The 16763-nt window shown below is 72.3% G+C and carries 18 protein-coding genes and 1 pseudogene; 10 read left to right on the top strand and 9 right to left on the bottom strand.

Annotation, left to right across the window (positions count from 1 at the left end):
• Positions 1–153: 153 nt before the first annotated feature.
• Genes ACZ7HT_RS28475 through ACZ7HT_RS28485 form a run of 3 tightly spaced genes read right to left on the bottom strand, consistent with a single transcriptional unit; the run spans position 154 to position 2261 of the window.
• A complete protein-coding gene (locus tag ACZ7HT_RS28475; protein WP_471171169.1) occupies positions 154–1140 on the bottom strand; it encodes an MBL fold metallo-hydrolase in 987 nt (328 codons plus the stop codon).
• Positions 1137–1595 carry a PaaI family thioesterase gene (locus ACZ7HT_RS28480; RefSeq protein WP_471171170.1) on the bottom strand — a complete coding sequence of 153 codons (459 nt, stop codon included), beginning with the start codon at positions 1593–1595 and terminating at the stop codon, positions 1137–1139. The genes ACZ7HT_RS28475 and ACZ7HT_RS28480 overlap by 4 nt, the downstream gene beginning before the upstream one ends.
• A gap of 48 nt (positions 1596–1643) precedes the next feature.
• Positions 1644–2261 (bottom strand): LysE family translocator, encoded by a 618-nt coding sequence (locus tag ACZ7HT_RS28485; protein WP_471171171.1) that lies wholly within the window; start codon positions 2259–2261, stop codon positions 1644–1646.
• A gap of 111 nt (positions 2262–2372) precedes the next feature.
• On the opposite strand from ACZ7HT_RS28485, the gene ACZ7HT_RS28490 reads away from it, so the two are divergent.
• The 3 genes and pseudogenes from ACZ7HT_RS28490 (at position 2373) to ACZ7HT_RS28500 (ending at position 4021) form a co-directional block, all read left to right on the top strand.
• Positions 2373–2825: an Lrp/AsnC family transcriptional regulator gene (locus ACZ7HT_RS28490; protein WP_471171172.1), complete on the top strand. Its 453-nt coding sequence runs from the start codon at positions 2373–2375 to the stop codon at positions 2823–2825.
• 103 nt (positions 2826–2928) lie between these two features.
• Positions 2929–3217 (top strand): annotated as a pseudogene (locus ACZ7HT_RS28495) (helix-turn-helix domain-containing protein); the annotation flags it as partial.
• A gap of 27 nt (positions 3218–3244) precedes the next feature.
• Complete coding sequence (locus ACZ7HT_RS28500) at positions 3245–4021, top strand: recombinase family protein (protein WP_471171174.1); 777 nt, start codon at positions 3245–3247, stop codon at positions 4019–4021.
• Positions 4022–4147: 126 nt separating this feature from the next.
• Here the strand turns inward: ACZ7HT_RS28500 and ACZ7HT_RS28505 are convergent, their stop codons facing one another.
• The 5 genes from ACZ7HT_RS28505 to ACZ7HT_RS28525 all read right to left on the bottom strand — a co-directional run bounded on the left by ACZ7HT_RS28505 (position 4148) and on the right by ACZ7HT_RS28525 (position 8092).
• Complete coding sequence (locus ACZ7HT_RS28505; RefSeq protein WP_471171175.1) at positions 4148–4924, bottom strand: hypothetical protein; 777 nt, start codon at positions 4922–4924, stop codon at positions 4148–4150.
• Positions 4908–6128, bottom strand: a complete 1221-nt coding sequence (locus tag ACZ7HT_RS28510) for a hypothetical protein (protein ID WP_471171177.1) — start codon at positions 6126–6128, stop codon at positions 4908–4910. The genes ACZ7HT_RS28505 and ACZ7HT_RS28510 overlap by 17 nt, the downstream gene beginning before the upstream one ends.
• A 23-nt stretch (positions 6129–6151) precedes the next feature.
• Positions 6152–6433 (bottom strand): pyrimidine/purine nucleoside phosphorylase, encoded by a 282-nt coding sequence (gene ppnP, locus ACZ7HT_RS28515; protein ID WP_471171178.1) that lies wholly within the window; start codon positions 6431–6433, stop codon positions 6152–6154.
• Positions 6434–6582: 149 nt separating this feature from the next.
• Positions 6583–7149: a YciI family protein gene (locus ACZ7HT_RS28520; RefSeq protein WP_471171179.1), complete on the bottom strand. Its 567-nt coding sequence runs from the start codon at positions 7147–7149 to the stop codon at positions 6583–6585.
• A gap of 52 nt (positions 7150–7201) precedes the next feature.
• On the bottom strand, positions 7202–8092 hold the full coding sequence (locus ACZ7HT_RS28525) for a potassium channel family protein (RefSeq protein ID WP_471171180.1): 891 nt from the start codon (positions 8090–8092) through the stop codon (positions 7202–7204).
• 142 nt (positions 8093–8234) lie between these two features.
• Between ACZ7HT_RS28525 and ACZ7HT_RS28530 the strand changes: the two genes are divergently transcribed.
• Positions 8235–8759, top strand: a complete 525-nt coding sequence (locus tag ACZ7HT_RS28530) for a GNAT family N-acetyltransferase (protein WP_471171181.1) — start codon at positions 8235–8237, stop codon at positions 8757–8759.
• 113 nt (positions 8760–8872) lie between these two features.
• On the opposite strand, the gene ACZ7HT_RS28535 is transcribed toward ACZ7HT_RS28530, so the two are convergent.
• Positions 8873–8989 carry a two-component response regulator gene (locus tag ACZ7HT_RS28535; protein ID WP_471171183.1) on the bottom strand — a complete coding sequence of 39 codons (117 nt, stop codon included), beginning with the start codon at positions 8987–8989 and terminating at the stop codon, positions 8873–8875.
• Positions 8990–9016: 27 nt separating this feature from the next.
• Between ACZ7HT_RS28535 and ACZ7HT_RS28540 the strand changes: the two genes are divergently transcribed.
• The 6 genes from ACZ7HT_RS28540 to ACZ7HT_RS28565 all read left to right on the top strand — a co-directional run bounded on the left by ACZ7HT_RS28540 (position 9017) and on the right by ACZ7HT_RS28565 (position 16671).
• Positions 9017–9211, top strand: a complete 195-nt coding sequence (locus ACZ7HT_RS28540; RefSeq protein ID WP_471171184.1) for a hypothetical protein — start codon at positions 9017–9019, stop codon at positions 9209–9211.
• Positions 9212–9250: 39 nt separating this feature from the next.
• Positions 9251–10165: an oxygenase MpaB family protein gene (locus ACZ7HT_RS28545; protein WP_471171186.1), complete on the top strand. Its 915-nt coding sequence runs from the start codon at positions 9251–9253 to the stop codon at positions 10163–10165.
• On the top strand, positions 10147–12396 hold the full coding sequence (locus ACZ7HT_RS28550; protein ID WP_471171188.1) for a serine/threonine-protein kinase: 2250 nt from the start codon (positions 10147–10149) through the stop codon (positions 12394–12396). Before ACZ7HT_RS28545 ends, ACZ7HT_RS28550 begins: the two co-directional genes overlap by 19 nt.
• A gap of 234 nt (positions 12397–12630) precedes the next feature.
• Positions 12631–14199: a phytoene desaturase family protein gene (locus tag ACZ7HT_RS28555; protein WP_471171189.1), complete on the top strand. Its 1569-nt coding sequence runs from the start codon at positions 12631–12633 to the stop codon at positions 14197–14199.
• Between the two features lie 234 nt (positions 14200–14433).
• Positions 14434–15468, top strand: a complete 1035-nt coding sequence (gene tdh, locus ACZ7HT_RS28560; protein ID WP_471171191.1) for an L-threonine 3-dehydrogenase — start codon at positions 14434–14436, stop codon at positions 15466–15468.
• A gap of 3 nt (positions 15469–15471) precedes the next feature.
• Positions 15472–16671, top strand: coding sequence for a glycine C-acetyltransferase (locus tag ACZ7HT_RS28565; protein WP_471171193.1), 1200 nt, complete (start codon positions 15472–15474; stop codon positions 16669–16671).
• Positions 16672–16763: the final 92 nt, after the last annotated feature.

Raw genomic sequence — 16763 nt, forward strand, 5'->3', positions numbered from 1 at the left:
GGCGTCTACGGGACGAGAGAGAGGACCCCTCCGGAGAAGAGAGTGAGCGAACAGCCGGGGCCGCCCCCCCCCCCCCCCCCCCCCCCCCACCCCGCCCCCCCCCCCCCCCCCCCCCCCCCCCCCCCCCCCCCCCGCCCCTCCTTCCAGTAGGTATCAGCGCGGCTCGGCTGCCGGCCAGGCTCGGGGGTAGGGCACGCGCAGCGTCTCGCGCTCCACGGAGGTGTGGTCGGCTGCGGCGTGGAGGCGGCCGTCGCGCAGGACTATGGCCCCGCTGTCGAGCATGGTCGTGACCAGTTCGGCAGCGAGGGCCGCGGGGGCCATGTCCAGGCGGCGGGCGGCGTCGGTCAGCCAGGCGCGGGCGTGGAGGTACGGCTCGACCTCGTCGGCCGGGATGCCGCCACGGATCATCAGGGCGAAGGCGAAGATGCGGCGCGCGCCGTACCAGACCGCTCCGGCCGGGTCGTCGACGAGCCGCTGGGCACGGCGCAGGGAGACGGCGAACGCGGCTTCGGGGTCGGTGGGGATCGGGCCGTGGGAGGGCAGGATCACCCGGGGGCCGAGGTCGGCCATCCGCTTGAGGGAGGCGAGCGCGGTCGTGGCCGCGTCGAGGCCGTCGAGTGCGAGGTTGACCCAGCCGACGTCGTAGTCCGACAACGCGTCACCGACGACGAGGAGCCGCTCCTCCGGCTGCCACAGGGCGAGGTGGCCCGGGGTGTGCCCGGGGGTGCGGACGACTTCCCAGTCGGCGTCCCCGAGACGGAGGATCTGCCCGTCGTCAAGGGCAAGGTCGACGGTGTACGGGGCGACGGGCTGGTCAAGGTACTCGGCGGCGCAGCAGCCGGGGTCCCGGCGGGAGATCGCCTCGGCCTCCGGGGCGCCGGCGGCGATGGCGGCACCCCGGGCCTGGAGGAGGGTGTTGCCGCCGACGTGGTCGGAGTGCCAGTGGGTGTTGACGACCAGGTCGACGGTCCCGGCGTGCGCGCGGGCCCAGGCGGCGGTCTCGTCGGCGTGGCCGACGAAGCCGGTGTCGACCAGGACCGGTCGCTGCCCGGGCAGCAGGAGGGTGTTGGCGTCGGGGAAGGGGCGCTGCCACCACGTGAGCCAGGACGGCAGGGCCGGAGGGGACGGCTGGGGGCTCACTTGGCAGTCCTGTTCACGCGGATGAGGGTCTGCTGCCCGTTGGCAACAAGCTCTCGGGCGCCGTCGGCCTGAACGCCGTAGACCTCCAGCTGGCAGACGGTCAGGGTGCGCCCGGCCTTGAGGACGGTTCCGATCGCTTCGAGGTGATCGCCGGCGGCGGGCGCAAGCAGGTTGATCTTGTACTCGACGGTGAGGACCTCGGAGTCCTCGTCGAACAGGGTGAGTGCCGCGTACCCGCCGGCACTGTCGGCGATGGCGCTGGTGGCACCGGCATGGATGTAGCCGTGCTGCTGGGTCACCTCGGGGCGGGCCGGGAGCACGATGTGCGCGCGGCCGGGCCCGATGTGAGTGAGTCGCGCGCCGAGGTGGGACATCAGGCCCTGCAGGTCGAAGCTGTCCTGGACGCGCTTCTGCACCGCGGGGCTCGCCTGTTCGTGCTGCATCCGGTCTTCCACGTGCGTGCTCTCCTTCGGGTGCGTGTCGGGTGGAGCGGGGCGGGTTCCTCAGCCGGCCAGGCGTTCCACCAGCAGGAAGGCGCCAATGGCGATCATCATGGCACCGCTGATCCGGGTGACGAGCCGGGCGGCCGAGGGCCGGGTGCTCAGGACCGTGCGGGCCAGGACGCCGACGGCGAGGTAGACGACGGTGCACGCGGTCAGGTGCACCGTGCTGAGCAGCCCGGTCTGCGCGGCCACCGGCCAGTCCGTGGCCGGGTCGATGAACTGCGGGAACAGCGAGAAGTACAGCAGCAGCGCCTTCGGGTTCAGGCCGCTGATCCCGGCCCCCTTGAGCATGACCTGCAGCCGGGAGGCGCCTGCGCTGTCTCCTGCTACCGCCGGAACGGCCGGCTGGCGCAAGACGCCCCAGCCCAGCCACAGCAGGTAACCGGCACCCGCCACGGTCAGGGCGGTGAGCGCGGCCGGGGAGCTCGCCACGATCACCGCCAGGCCCGCCACGGCCACCAGCGCATAGGCCAAGTGACCGGCGATCAGCCCGGTGACAGCCGGGACGACCGAGCGCCCCCGCAGTCCGGCGGAGATCGCGTAGGCCCAGTCCGCGCCCGGAGTGAACACCAGCAGCAGGTCCACGGCCAAGAAGGCGGCCAGCGTCGTCGTGTCCATCGATCATTCCCTCTCGCATTCCTTGCTCTAGAGGGAAGGGTAGGCCGGATAATCACGAAGGTGTTTGCGTTGTTACCCCATGATCGCGCAATCTGGGGGAGAATCTTCTCCATGGATGCCTTGGATCGGAAGATTCTTACTGAGCTGCAGCTCGACGGCCGTCTGACGGTCACCGAGCTGGCCGCCCGCGTGCAGCTCAGCGTCTCGCCCTGCCACCGCCGGCTGCGCGACCTCGAACGCGAGGGCGCCATCCGCGGCTACCACGCCGTCGTCGACCCGACGGCCGTTGGCCTGAACTTCGAGGCCCTCGTCTTCGCCACCCTGCGCTGGGAGACCCCCGACACCGTCACCGCTTTCGAGGAGGCCGTGGCCGCCGTCCCGCACGTCATCCAGGCGCAGCGCCTGTTCGGCGAGCCCGACTACCTCCTGCGGGTCGCGACCGCGGACCTGGCCTCGTTCCAGGAGCTGTACGACCAGCAGCTCGCCCGGCTCCCCGGGGTCCAGCGCCTGACCTCTACCCTCGTCATGAAGAACGTCGTCCAGGACAGACCACTGCCCGAATAGCCGCACCGCCGAGTCCCGGGCATCCTTCCTGTCGTCAAGCGATGGCACCCTCAAGTGATCAACGCACCACCCCACGGATGATCATGTGATCATGGAGGTACAGGTGCGTGACTACGGGTTTTCGCTGGCGCAGCAGGATGAGATCTGGTGACGCTGGCGCGAGGGGCAGTCGTTCAGCTTGATCGGGCGGGCACTCGGGGCACCGATGCAGAGCGCCCGCCGGTTCCTGCATCAGAGCGGTGGCGTCCGCGTCACCCCGCAGCAGCGATCGGAGCGGCATCTGAGCGGCAGCGAGCGCGAAGAGATATCCCGTGGCATCGCCGCCGGGGAGTCTGCCCGGCAGCTGGCCAGACGGCTGGGCAGATCGCCTTCGACTGTCTCCCGCGAGCTGCTGAACTACGCGTGGCCGGGCGACATCCGTGCACATCTCCGAGATGTTCCGCCTCGTCCGCGGCACCGGCCACATCTTCGACGTGCTCGACGTCCTCCATCGCGACCAGGTTGCCCTGCGCATTCACGACGGCGCGTTCTCCGCGATGGACCTCACCGCCCGCCACCCGCGCACCGGCGAGCTGCTGTCCACTGTGAAGTTCATGGTGCAGACCCTCGCCGCCGCCGGCGAATTCCAGCGCGACCTCCAGCGGGAACTGACCTACGACGGACTGCGGGCCGCCGAAGCCAAGGGCAGCAAGGGCGGACGCCGTCCCGCCGTGGCGGCCGACAAGACCGACGACGTACGCGCCGCGTACCTGGAGGGCCGGTCCATCGCCGCCCTCGCACGCGACCACGGCGTCAGCCACGGCGCGATCCGCACCGCCGTCGCCGACCTCCTGCCCGAGCACACGGCCGGCGAGCCGGAAGTCCCGGCCCCGGAGCTGCCGGTCGTCCTCGACATGCCGGGCAAGGTCGCCGACTTCCTCCGCACCGCCGACCTGGAGCCCGCCGAGCGGGCCGCGCTCGACCAGGGCGTCACCGTACGGCGCGGCCAGGGCACCCTGCGCATCAGCGCCGTCCCTGCCGTGCACCGCCGGCTTCTCGCCGCTGCCAGCCGCTCGACGGCGTCCAGGGCACCCCCGCGGTCCCGGCCCAGCGCAAGGCCCGCCGCGAGTACGAGAACCGGGTCAGCACACTTGCACCGCCCGGACCATGATCGTTCTCAGCGCCAACGGCTGTACCGATGTTCCCGAGGCCGGTGACCTGCGCTGTACCCAAGTGCCAACTATCTCTCTGATTCTGCTCCTTCGGTCGCTGACGCTGCTTGGCATCAGTGCAGGTCACGAACTTCACCTGGTGCCACGTAGGAATCTTGGTCACACCGCGGCTCAGACGGGCGGGATCAGGTCGCTTTCGCTGATGGTGTAGGTCAGCGGGGGGTAGGCGAAGTCCGTCTCGTGGTTCTCGCGGCGCCGCAGTCGGTAGAACTCGCTCCTCTGTTCGTCGTCGGCCGGCATGAGGCGCGCACCCTGCGGGAGGTATGCGTGTCCGTCGCGAAAGCGGACGACGGTCTTCGACGTTCGGAACGTGACACCCAGCCAGGGGTTGTCCGCCGTCTCCGTCCGGGCGGGCGCGGCCCACACGATTTTGTGCTTGAGGCGCCGATTCGAGGCGACGGAGAACGCGACGACGCCGTTGTGGGTGAGGGGGATCTCGAACTTCTCGGGATCGGCCCCCTTCGATTCGAAGATGAGCTTTCTTGTCGGGCTCGCTTCGGGATGCTCGTAGCAGGAGAAGACGGCGATGAACGAGTCGTCGGCCAGGTCGAGGGCCTGGTCGGAATGGCTGCCCATGGTTTTGTAGGCGTCCGTGTAGCTCTCGATGAGGGCGTTGTCGAAGCCGACCGGGAGCGCCGCGCGTTCTTGGATCTGGTGCGCCAGACGTTCGTGCACCGCGCCGAAACGCTGCGTCGGGTTGCCGTATCGAGTCGTGGTGCGGACGAGAGGCGCGCCACCCGCCTCGCCGACCCTTGTGAGCGTCGCGCCTCGCCGGCCTTTGCCCAGGTCTTCCCAGCGAAGGGACGCGGACAGCTCCGCGAAGAGGTTCTCCTCGGTCGGCAGAGCGTACGAGAGGATCTCGTCCGAGATCCTAGGCTCGGGGGGCAACGTAGTCTCCCGTGTTCATGCTGAAGAGGAACCTGTCGCCGTAGTCGATGAAGGACGTGGTCCTGTTCTCCTCGGCGTACAGCTTGCGCAGCTCGTCCATGCCGTCCGGTGTGGGTGGTTCCAGCTTCACCAGATCCCCGGCCCTCTTGAGGAACGTCTCGCCGTTCATGTGAACGGCTTCCGTGCTCGAACAGCGCACCACGTATCCCAGGCGGGTCGGAAGCAGCGCGGCGTCCAGCGTCGAGGGGCGGACCTCGTGCGTGTACAGGCGGTTGGTGGACAGCGGCATGAAGAACACGGAGCCGGGGTGGAGAGTCACGCTGAACTGCGCGGGGAGCGCCACCCCGTCGTGTTCTGCGGTCGGGTCCTTGAGGTGGAAGCGCAGTCGGGTCAGCCCGCTGACACCCTTCACGCCGTAGTCGAAGACGTCGTCGGCCAGGGGCTCAAGACCGTCGAGCCGGTCGTAGAAGGTGCAGAAGGCCATGATGCCGTTGACGGGCATGTCCTTGGTCTTGTCCGCATGGGCCGAGATCTTGGCCTTGGACTGCTTGCGCCCGGCCGTGGCAAGGGTGTTGTGGTACGTCTGGGCGAGGACGTGATTGAGCGGCGCCTGGTTCCGGAAGACGGAGGCGGCCTCGCGGTTCAGGGCGTCGACGATATGCGTGTCGGTCGGTCCGAAACCCTCGGTCGGCCCCGAGAGATTCGTCGAGCACCGGAGCAGGCGGAAGTGCAGGTCGTCACCGTGTCGCGTGACGGGCGTCAGGTAGATTCCGCTGCGATGCGCCGTTCCGGGCTTGGTGGACTCCGTCAGGGACTGGAACTCGTGCTCCGCACGGATCCGTTCGAAGTGATCGGCGCCGGGCCCGAAGAACCGGCGGTAGTACACGCCGACGCCGTGGACGCGGAGCGGGACCCGGCCGAGGCCGACGAGCGTCCAGGACGCGTCGAGGTCCTCGTGGTGGCCGTGCGACAGCTCCCGGATGACGAACACCCGGGCGGCCGCGTCGAGCCGGCGGCCGTCGATCCCGGAGATGTCGCCGCACAGGTAGACGGTCTTCCGTGCCAGGCCGAGCACACCGGAGGCGAGGTCCTCCGGCGTGATCACGGACCCGAAGAAGTCCTTGATCAGGCCGTCGTCCTTCAGCGTCGACGGCGCGACCAGGAGGGTGCTCGCGTCCTCGATACGGGCTTCTGCCGTGGTCACAGTCCTCGTCACCGTCCTCGTGTTCAGCGGTACTCGCAGAGGTAGGCGGTGTCCACCGCCACCTTGAGCTGGAACCGGCTCTCGCCGGGCACCTTGAAGTGGGACCCGGCGGCGTACGTCTCCCACGCGTCGGCGCCGGGCAGCCTGACCGTCAGGGCGCCGCTGACCACGTGCATGACCTCCGGCGCCGCGGTGCCGAACTCGTACTCCCCGGGAGCCATCACGCCGATGGTCGCCGGGCCCTCCTCCTGGGTGAACGCGATCGACTTGACCGTGCCGTCGAAGTACTCGTTGACCGTGAACATGGGCGTCCTCGTGTGAGTGGGGCGGATGGGGTGGCCGGGGCATCTCGTGTACCGGCCACGGGTAGGGGAACCTTAACGGCGCGGGAGCGGTCGCCCGGTCGCCCGCCCGGTTCATCTCACGTGCTGGACGGAGCCGTTCGCCCGGACGGTCAGGTCGTCGGGCGGCCGCCGAAGGACCAGTCGTGGACCTCGATGCCGGCGTACCGGTCGGGCGTCCGCAGGACGGCCGCGGCCGTCGCCGCGTCCGCGGCGCGCACCAGCGCCGCCGTGCCCACCCAGGTGGTGCCGTCGTCCGACAGCAGGGGGCCGTACGCGATCAGGTCCTCCCGGTCCGTCGGGGCAGCCGGCGGGGTGAGGTCGACGGGCTCGCCCTCCCCGAGGCCCAGGACCAGGTAGCGGTCGCCGCCCTCGCGCCCTCCGGGGAACTCCCACATCGTCCGCCCCAGCGTGTTGCGCCACCGCCGCAGCAGGACGTCCCGGTACACACCGGCCTGGTAGTTCGGCTCGTCGAAGGCGAACGCCCGGGCCGCGGCGGCGTCGGGAAGGTCGACGATGTGCACGCTCCCGGTGCACTTCTGGCCCGCCGCGTCGAAGGTCGGCCCGCGTGCGATCAGCTGCTTCGCGAAGCCGTCCATGTACGCCCAGTGCGCCTCCAGGAGGGCCTCCCGCAGAGGCATGGACGCGGACCGGTCGCGGTGGTAGCAGAGGAATTCCATGGGGCCAGGATGTGGCGCCGGGAGTGGTCACGTCGAGGGATCAAGGCGCGCGTCACGGCTCGCGAGGTGGACCCGTCCAGGAGCGGCCGTGGTCCGCCGCGTACGCCCTGAACACCTCGTCGGGCGTCCCGCCCGTGCGCAGGAAGCGCTCGTCGAGGACGGTGGCCAGGTCGTCGAGTGCCGTGCGCAGGACCGACGCCGAGAGCCGGACGTCCGGATGGCGGGCCCGCTCGGCCCGCTCCGCCAGGCCCACGGCGTCGCGGAGCCGGGCTGCCAGGGAGATGTTCTCCTGACCGTCGTAGAAGTAGTACGACTCGGCGTACTGCAGGAAGTCGACGGTGACCGTCGCGAACGCGGAGGCCAGGCCGTCCAGGAGCGCGGCACCCCCGTCGGAGTCGAGGACCTCGACCGTGAGCCGGCTGCGGCCCAGATGGGACAGGCGCAGTGCGAGCGCCCGGCGGCGGGCGAGGGCCGGATAGATGCCCAGGACCCAGGCGACGGTCGCCGACAGCAGGGCGAAGCCCACCAGGGCCTCCACCGGGGCGAGGATGCGCAGCCACTCCGAGGTCGGCGCGATGTCACCGAGCCCGAGGGTGGCCAGAGTGACCAGCGAGACGTACAGCGCGTCGACCGGGCCCGCGTGCTCGCCGGGGGTGAGCCCCGGGGCGTACGAGAAGTCGTCCGGCATGTGGGGCCAGTAGATGAGCCCCCAGCCGACGGCGATGACGAACGCCCAGACGGTGACGACCGTCATCATGCCCACCGGCCCCGCCAGACCCACGGGCCGCCACCCCGGTCCGCGATGGGCCGAGAGCCGCCAGACGCCCCGCATCACCAGGCGGCTCAGGCCGCCGTGCCGGGTCGGGTGCCAGATGGTGTGGAAGACGTCCCGCAGGATGAACAGGATCAGCCCCGCTCCCGCGAGGACGGGCAGCCACGTCATCCCGGCACCGTCCGCCCCGCGCAGGTCCGCGCGGGCGGACCGAGAAGCTTGCTGGCCATGCTTCGAGGATGCGCGGCCGGGCGCCGCCCTGCACGGGGACGGCGGCCGCCCGCCCGATCCCGGCCTGTGCCAGCATGGCCGGATGTCGAACGAGGCGCGTCTCGAACCCTGCGGACCGACCCTGGTGGTGCCCCTCGGCGTGGAGCACGCCGATGCGGTCCTCGCCATCTACCAGGCCGGGGTCGACGAGGGGAACGCCACCTTCGAGACCGCCGCCCCCGGCTGGGAGCGGTTCGACGCGGCCAGACTGCCCGAGCACCGCTTCGCCGCCGTCGACGGGACGGGACAAGTCCTCGGCTGGGTCGCCGTCAGCAAGGTCTCCGAGCGGAGCGCGTACGCCGGTGTCGTCGAGCACTCGGTGTACGTGCACCCCGACGCCCGCGGCCGGGGCGTCGCCTCCGCGCTCCTCGACGCGCTCGTCGCGTCCACCGAGGCGGCCGGGATCTGGACCATCCAGTCCGGCACCTTCCCCGAGAACGCCGCCAGCCTCGCCGTCCACGCCCGCGCCGGCTTCCGTGTCATCGGCACCCGCGAGCGCATCGGCCGGCATCACGGCGTCTGGCGCGACACGGTCCTCGTCGAGCGCCGCAGCCGCCGCGTCGACTGACCGGCGGGACGCCCGAGGCCACGGCCGATCCCGCGTCAGGCACCCAGCGTGCGTGCGAGGAGGGCGCGCCCGCGTCAGGCACCCAGCGTGCGTCTGAGGAGGGTGCCTCGGCGTCAGGCACCCAGCGCGCGTGCCAGGAGGGCGCGCCGGCTGTGCGTGGACGTCTTCGCGAAGACGGACTTCAGGTGGTCCTGGACCGTGTGCGCGGACAGGGCCATCGCCCCGGCCACCTCCCGGCTGTCGGCCCCCTCCGCGAGGTGGCCGAGCAGCTCCGTCTCGCGCGCGCTCAGACCGCCTACGTCGTCGTCGACCTGTCCTTCGCCACCGCCGACCGGGCCGAGGACTTCCTCGGATTCCTCCGCACGCGCGTGTGGACCAGCCCCGCGCAGGCCCCGGCCCTCGCCGGTGCGCCGCTGACGCGCGTTCTGACCGTCGAAGAGGACCGGTCCTGACCGGTTCCCCGGGGGCGGTTCCGGCGTAGCCTGAGCGCCATGAGGCAGGATGCCGACCCCGGGCTCTTCGGTCCCCGCTCCGTGACCTGGCAGCTGCACAGCGACCCGGTGATGTGGATCGCCGGCGTCCGGGCCCTCTGGCTCCAGGCCCTGCACCCCGTCGCCGTCCGCGGCATCATGATCAACAGCAGTTTCCGGGAGGACCCCTGGGGCCGGCTGATGCGCACCGCGAACTTCGTCGGGACCCTCAGCTACGGGACCACCGAGGCCGCCGAGGCGGCCGGCGCCCGCGTCCGGCGGATCCACCGACTGCTCGGCGTGGACGACCCCGAACTGCTGCTCTGGGTCCACTGCGCCGAGACCGACTCGTACCTCTCCGTCGCCCGCCGCTCCGGGATCCCGCTCACCGATGCCGACGCCGACCGGTACGTCGACGAGCACCGCACCTCGGCCCGGCTCGTCGGCCTCGACCCCGACACCGTCCCGGCGTCCACCGCCGGGCTCGCCGCCTACTTCGAGGCGATGCGCCCCGGCCTTGAGGCAGGCCCCGACGCCCGGACCGTCGCCGACTTCCTCCGCCGCCCGCCGGTCAAACCCGCCCTGGTACCGGCGCGCGAGGTGATCTGGCGGCGCGTCACCGCGCTCGCGTACGACACCCTGCCCCCCTACACCCACGCCCTCTACGGCCATCCCGCCCCGCCCCCGGAGACCGTCACCCGCCGGCTCGTCACGACCGCCGGCCTCCTGCGCCGCATCCCGGCCCGTCTGCGCTGGCGGCTGCCGCCCCGGCACATCCTGCGCGCCGTGGACCGGCTCGGCCCGGAGACCCGCCCCGATCCGTACGCGTACCCCGCCCCGTATTCACTGTCCGACCCGGCGGCCATACTGGAGGAGCCGAGGAGGCAGTACGGAATCGACGGGGGCGGCAGCACACGATGGGGGACTCCAGACTGATCCAGGGCCGGTACCGCCTGCACGAGGTCATCGGTCGCGGAGGCATGGGCGAGGTGTGGCGCGCCACCGACGAGGCGCTGGGGCGCGGCGTCGCCGTGAAGTGCCTCAAACCGCTCGGTCCGCAGCAGGACCCGCAGGTCCTCGCCGTGGTGCGCGAGCGCTTCCGCCGCGAGGCCCGGGTGGCGGCCGCGCTCCAGCACCGGGGCATCACCGTCGTGCACGACTTCGGCGAGTACGAGGGCGTGCTGTTCCTCGTCATGGAGCTCCTGGAGGGACGCAACCTCAGCCAGCTCCTCGTCTCCCACGACCAGCAGCCGCTGCCCGTCCAGGACGTCGTCGAGATCGCCGACCAGGTCGCCGACGCCCTCGCGTACACGCACCGGCAGGGGATCGTGCACCGCGACCTCAAGCCCGCGAACATCATGCGGCTGCACGACGGCACGGTGAAGATCTGCGACTTCGGGATAGCGCGACTCGGCACCGACATGGGCTTCACCTCCAAGCTCACCGGGACCGGCATCGCCATGGGGACGCCCCACTACATGTCCCCGGAGCAGATCGGGGGCGGCGGCGAGATCGACCACCGCAGCGACCTCTACTCACTGGGCTGCGTGCTGTACGAGCTGTCCACCGGCGCCCCGCCGTTCGACCTGGGCGACTCCTGGGCCATCCTCATCGGCCACCGGGACACGGTGCCGACCCCGCCGCGCGCGATCCGCGCCGAGCTGCCCGACTACTTCGACCGCATCGTCGTCGACCTGCTCGCCAAGGTCCCCGAGGAGCGGCCGTCCGACGCGGGCGACCTGCGCCGCCGGATCGTATCGGGCCGCTTCGGCACCGCCGCGTTCCCGCCGCCGGCCGAGGCGCCCGCGCCCCCCGCCCTGCCGCTGACCGTCCCCATGCCCGTCCCGCCCCCCGAGGAGCCGGCCCCGGCGCCCGCGTGGGTCCGGGGGATGACCGGCGGGCACCGCCCGGGAGCCGTCACCGGACCGCGGCCGGCCGCCCAGGACCCCGCCGCGGCCGTCCTCACCACCGAGTGGACCACCGCCGCGCCCGACACCGCCGCGCCCGACACCACCCCGCAGTCCGCCTCCGAGCCCCCGGCGGAGCTGGTCGCGGTGCTCGCCGGCCGGTTCCGCGCCGGGATGGGCCTCGGCAGGCTCGGCCGCTGGGACGAGGCCGAGTCCGTGCACCGGTCCGTCGCCCGGGACCGCGCCCGCACCCTCGGCGAGGACCATCCCGAAACCCTGACCAGCCACTACGAGGTCGGCTTCGCGCTCGCCCGGCTCGACCGCCCCGCCGACGCGCTGCACGTCTTCGGCAAGGTCGCCGAGGCCCGCGCCCGCGTCCTCGGCGCCGACCACCCCGACACCCTCGCCGCGCGACAGGAGCGGGCCTACGCCCTGGGCCGCCTGGGACGGCACCCCGAGGCGTACGAGGTGTACGGCGAGGTGCTCGCCGCCCGCGAGCGCACCGTCGGCCCCGACCACCCCGACACCCTGCGCTGCCGCCACAACATGGCGTTCACCCTCGGCCGCCTCGGCCGCCTGGAGGAGTCGTACCGCACCGCCCACGAGGTCGCCGAGGCCCGCGCAAGGCTCCTCGGCGCGGCACACCCCGACACGCTCATGACCCGCCACGAGGTGGCGTACACCCTCACCCGCCTCGGACGCGGGCAGGAGGCGCTCGCCCAGTACCGCGCGGTCGCCGACGCGCGGGCCGGCGCCCTCGGCCCCGACCACCCGGACACCCTCGCGGCCCGCTACGAGACCGGCGTCTGCCTCGGCCGGCTCGGCCAGGCCGCCGACGCCCTCGACCTCTGCCGCGAGCTCGTCGCCGCCCGCACCCGCGCCCAGGGCGCCGACGGTCCCGAGACGCTGCGCGCCCGCCAGGCCCTCGCCGTCAACCTCGGCCGCCTCGAACGCTGGACGGAGGCGCTCGCCGAATCCCAGGCCGTGCACGCCGACCGCGAGCGGGTCCTCGGCGCCGACCATCCGGACACGCTCACCAGCCGCTGGGAGACGGCCGTCGCCCTCGGCCGGCTCGACCGCTGGGAGGAGGCGCGGGAGTGCCACCGGGCGATCGCCGCCACCCGCACCCGGCTCCTCGGCCCCGCGCACCCCGACACCCTCGCCGCCCTCGACGACGAGGCCCACTGCCTGGAGCGCCTCGGCCGCGACGCCGAAGCGGCCGCCCTCCTCCTGAAGGCGGCGACCCCGCCGGGGGCGTGACGGGGAGTCGGGGGCGTGAGGGACGGTCGCGTGCTCGGCCTTCGGCCGTGGGGCGCGGCGCAGGAAGACGGGCGGGGGCGGGTGGTCCCGGGTGCGGTCAGCCGTGCCGCGTGAGTTCCTTCGGGCCGTACGGGGCCGCCGCCGCGCCCGTCGCCAGTCACTGCATGATCATGACGGTTCAGGGCGCACGACGGCGGGGTTCCCCCGGCCCGCGGGTGCGTGTGAGCATGAGCCATGACTGCCCCTGATCCACTCCGCGACGCCCCGGCCCCCGCCTGCTCGTACGACGCCGTCATCGTCGGAGGCGGGCACAACGGGCTGGTCGCCGCCGCCTATCTGGCCCGCGCCGGACGCTCCGTCCTCGTCCTGGAGCGGCTCGGGTCCACCGGCGGGGCGGCCGTGTCGACGCGCCCGTTCGCCGGGGTCGACGCCCGCCTCTCCCGGTACTCGTACCTCGTCTCGCTCCTGCCCGACAAGATCGTGCGGGACCTGGGGCTGCGGTTCGCCGTGCGGAAGCGGTCCGTCTCCTCGTACACCCCGAAGGGCGACGGCGGCCTCCTCGTCGGCGGCGGACCCGACCGCACCCGGGCCTCCTTCGCCGCGCTCACCGGCTCCGACCGCGCGTACGAGGCCTGGCAGGCCTTCTACGCCCGCACCGGCGAGGCCGCCCGCCGGATCTTCCCCACCCTCACCGAACCCCTCCCCACCCGCGAGGGGCTGCGCGCCCGCGTCGACGACGCCGACACCTGGCGGATGCTCTTCGAGGAACCCCTCGGCGTCGCCGTCGAGCGGAGCTTCGCCGACGACCTCGTCCGGGGCGTGGTCCTCACCGACGCGCTCATCGGCACGTTCGCCGACGCCCACGACCCCACCCTCCTGCAGAACCGCTGCTTCCTTTACCACGTCATCGGCGGCGGCACCGGCGACTGGGACGTGCCCGTCGGCGGCATGGGCGCCCTCACCGACGCGCTCGCGGACGCGGCCCGCGCCGCCGGGGCCCGCATCCTCACCGGCCACGAGGCCACCCGGATCGAGACCGACGGGCAGCGCGCCGCGATCACCTACCGCACCGCCGACGGCGAGGGCACCGTCGAGGCCGGCCGGGTCCTCGTCAACGCCTCGCCGCAGGAGCTCGCCGCCCTGGTCGGCGAGGCGCCCCCGCCCGCCCCGGAGGGCGCCCAGCTCAAGGTCAACATGCTGCTCACCCGGCTGCCGAGGCTCCGCGACCGCTCCGTCGACCCGCGCGAGGCCTTCGCCGGCACCTTCCACATCGCCGAGGGGTACGGACAGCTGGCCACCGCCCACGCCGAGGCCGCCGCCGGGCGCCTGCCCTCCGCCCCGCCGTCCGAGATCTACTGCCACTCGCTCACCGACCCGACGATCCTCGGCCCGGAACTCGCCGCCTCGGGCCACCAGACGCTGACCCTGTTCGGCCTGCACACCCCCGCCCGGCTGTTCGCCGCCGACAACGACGGCACGCGCGCGCAGCTCCTCAAGGCGACCCTCGCCCAGCTCGACGCCCACCTGGACGAGCCGATCGCCGACTGCCTCGCCCTCGACGCGGAGGGCCGCCCCTGCATCGAGGCGAAGACACCGCTGGACCTCGAACGCGAACTGCGGCTGCCCGGCGGCCACATCTTCCACCGCGACCTCTCCTTCCCGTACGGGGACGAGGGCACCGGCCGCTGGGGAGTCGAGACCCGGTACGCCAACGTCCTCCTGTGCGGCGCGGGCGCGATCCGCGGCGGGGGAGTGAGCGGCATCCCCGGCCACAACGCGGCGATGGCGGCGCTGGGGCGCTGAACGGACGCCGACGGGGCCTCGCGGCGGGACCGCCTCCTTCGGTGGTCTCTCCGTTCGGCCCCGTTGACGTCGCCCCCTCCCCGCCTGGGGTGTGAAGCTGATCTGCGAGGGCGGTTAAGAAATCCTCGATGGACCTGGGGCCTCGCGTACGGAAGATTCTCTTCCAGGGATCTTGGGCGCACAGTCGTGCCCGCACCCTCACATCACAGGACACGCACGTCGGGAGCCGTTGCATTGAAGGCGCTGGTCAAGCTGAACGCGGAGCCGGGACTCTGGCTCACGGACGTGCCCGAGCCGGAGACGGGTCCCGGCGACGTCCTCATCAAGGTCAAGCGGACCGGTATCTGCGGGACCGACCTGCACATCCGCTCCTGGGACGGCTGGGCGCAGAAGACGATCGCCACCCCGATGACGATCGGCCACGAGTTCGTCGGCGAGGTCGCCTCGGTCGGCCGTGACGTCGTCGACATCAACGTCGGCGACCTGGTCAGCGGCGAGGGCCACCTCGTCTGCGGCAAGTGCCGCAACTGCCTGGCCGGCCGCCGCCACCTCTGCCGCGCCACCGTCGGCCTCGGCGTCGGGCGCGACGGCGCCTTCGCCGAGTACGTGGCGCTGCCCGCCTCCAACGTGTGGGTCCACCGGGTCCCCGTCGACCTCGACGTCGCCGCGATCTTCGACCCCTTCGGCAACGCCGTGCACACGGCCCTCTCCTTCCCGCTCGTCGGCGAGGACGTCCTCGTCACCGGCGCCGGCCCGATCGGCATCATGGCCGCCGCCGTCGCCAAGCACGCCGGCGCCCGCCACGTCGTCATCACCGACGTCAGCGAGGAGCGCCTGGCCCTGGCGCGCAAGGCGGGCGTCTCGCTCGCGCTCAACGTCGCCGAGCAGACCATCGCCGACGGCCAGCGCACCCTCGGGCTCAAGGAGGGCTTCGACGTCGGCCTGGAGATGTCCGGCAACCCGCACGCGATGCGCGACATGATCGCCAACATGACCCACGGCGGCAAGATCGCCATGCTCGGCCTGCCCGCCGAGGACTTCGCCGTCGACTGGGCGAAGATCGTCACCTCCATGATCACGGTCAAGGGCATCTACGGCCGCGAGATGTTCGAGACCTGGTACGCGATGTCGGTGCTCCTGGAAGGCGGCCTGGACCTCAGCCCGGTCATCACCGGCCGCTACGACCACACCGACTTCGAGGCCGCCTTCGACGACGCGGCCTCCGGCAAGAGCGGCAAGATCATCCTCGACTGGACCACGGGAGCCTGACCCATGTTCGATTCCGTACGCGACTCCGTCCGCGCCACCCTCGAAGAGATCGAGCAGGCCGGACTGCACAAGCCCGAGCGGGTCATCGGCACCCCCCAGTCCGCGACCGTCGAGGTCACCTCGGGAGGCCGCCCCGGCGAAGTGCTCAACTTCTGCGCCAACAACTACCTGGGCCTCGCCGACAACCCCGAGATCATCGCCGCCGCCCACGAGGCGCTGGACCGCTGGGGCTACGGCATGGCCTCGGTCCGCTTCATCTGCGGCACGCAGGAGGTGCACAAGGAGCTGGAGGCCCGCATCTCGGCCTTCCTCGGCCAGGAGGACACGATCCTCTACTCCTCCTGCTTCGACGCCAACGGCGGCGTCTTCGAGACGATCCTCGGCGCCGAGGACGCGGTCATCTCCGACGCCCTCAACCACGCCTCGATCATCGACGGCATCCGCCTCTCCAAGGCCCGCCGCTTCCGCTACGCCAACCGCGACATGGCCGACCTGGAGCAGCAGCTCAAGGAGGCCACGGACGGCGGCGCCCGGCGCAAGCTGATCGTCACCGACGGCGTCTTCTCCATGGACGGCTACGTCGCCCCGCTCGACGAGATCTGCGACCTGGCCGAGCGCTACGACGCCATGGTGATGGTCGACGACTCGCACGCCGTCGGCTTCGTCGGCCCCGGCGGCCGCGGCACCCCCGAGCTGCACGGCGTCATGGACCGCGTCGACATCATCACCGGCACCCTCGGCAAGGCCCTCGGCGGCGCCTCCGGCGGCTACGTCGCCGCCCGCGCCGAGATCGTCGCCCTGCTGCGCCAGCGCTCCCGCCCGTACCTCTTCTCGAACACCCTCGCCCCGGTCATCGCCGCCGCCTCCCTCAAGGTCCTCGACCTCCTGGAGTCCGCCGGCGACCTGCGCGAGCACCTCAACGCCAACACGGCGCTGTTCCGCTCCCGCATGACCGAGGAGGGCTTCGACATCCTCCCCGGCGACCACGCCATCGCCCCCGTCATGATCGGCGACGCCGCCGAGGCCGGCCGGATGGCCGAGCTGCTCCTGGAGCGCGGCGTGTACGTGATCGGCTTCTCGTACCCGGTCGTGCCGCAGGGCCAGGCCCGCATCCGCGTCCAGCTCTCCGCCGCCCACTCGACGGAGGACGTGAACCGGGCCGTCGACGCCTTCGTCGACGCCCGCGCAGCCCTGCGCGGCTAGGGTCTATCCGACTCTGATCCGCCGGACAGTCCCCAGGGCCTCCCTCCGGAGCAGGCCGGGCTTGTGGGGGGAGCGTCCGCAGGCTGAGACAC

Source organism: Streptomyces sp. NPDC037410 (assembly GCF_055602235.1).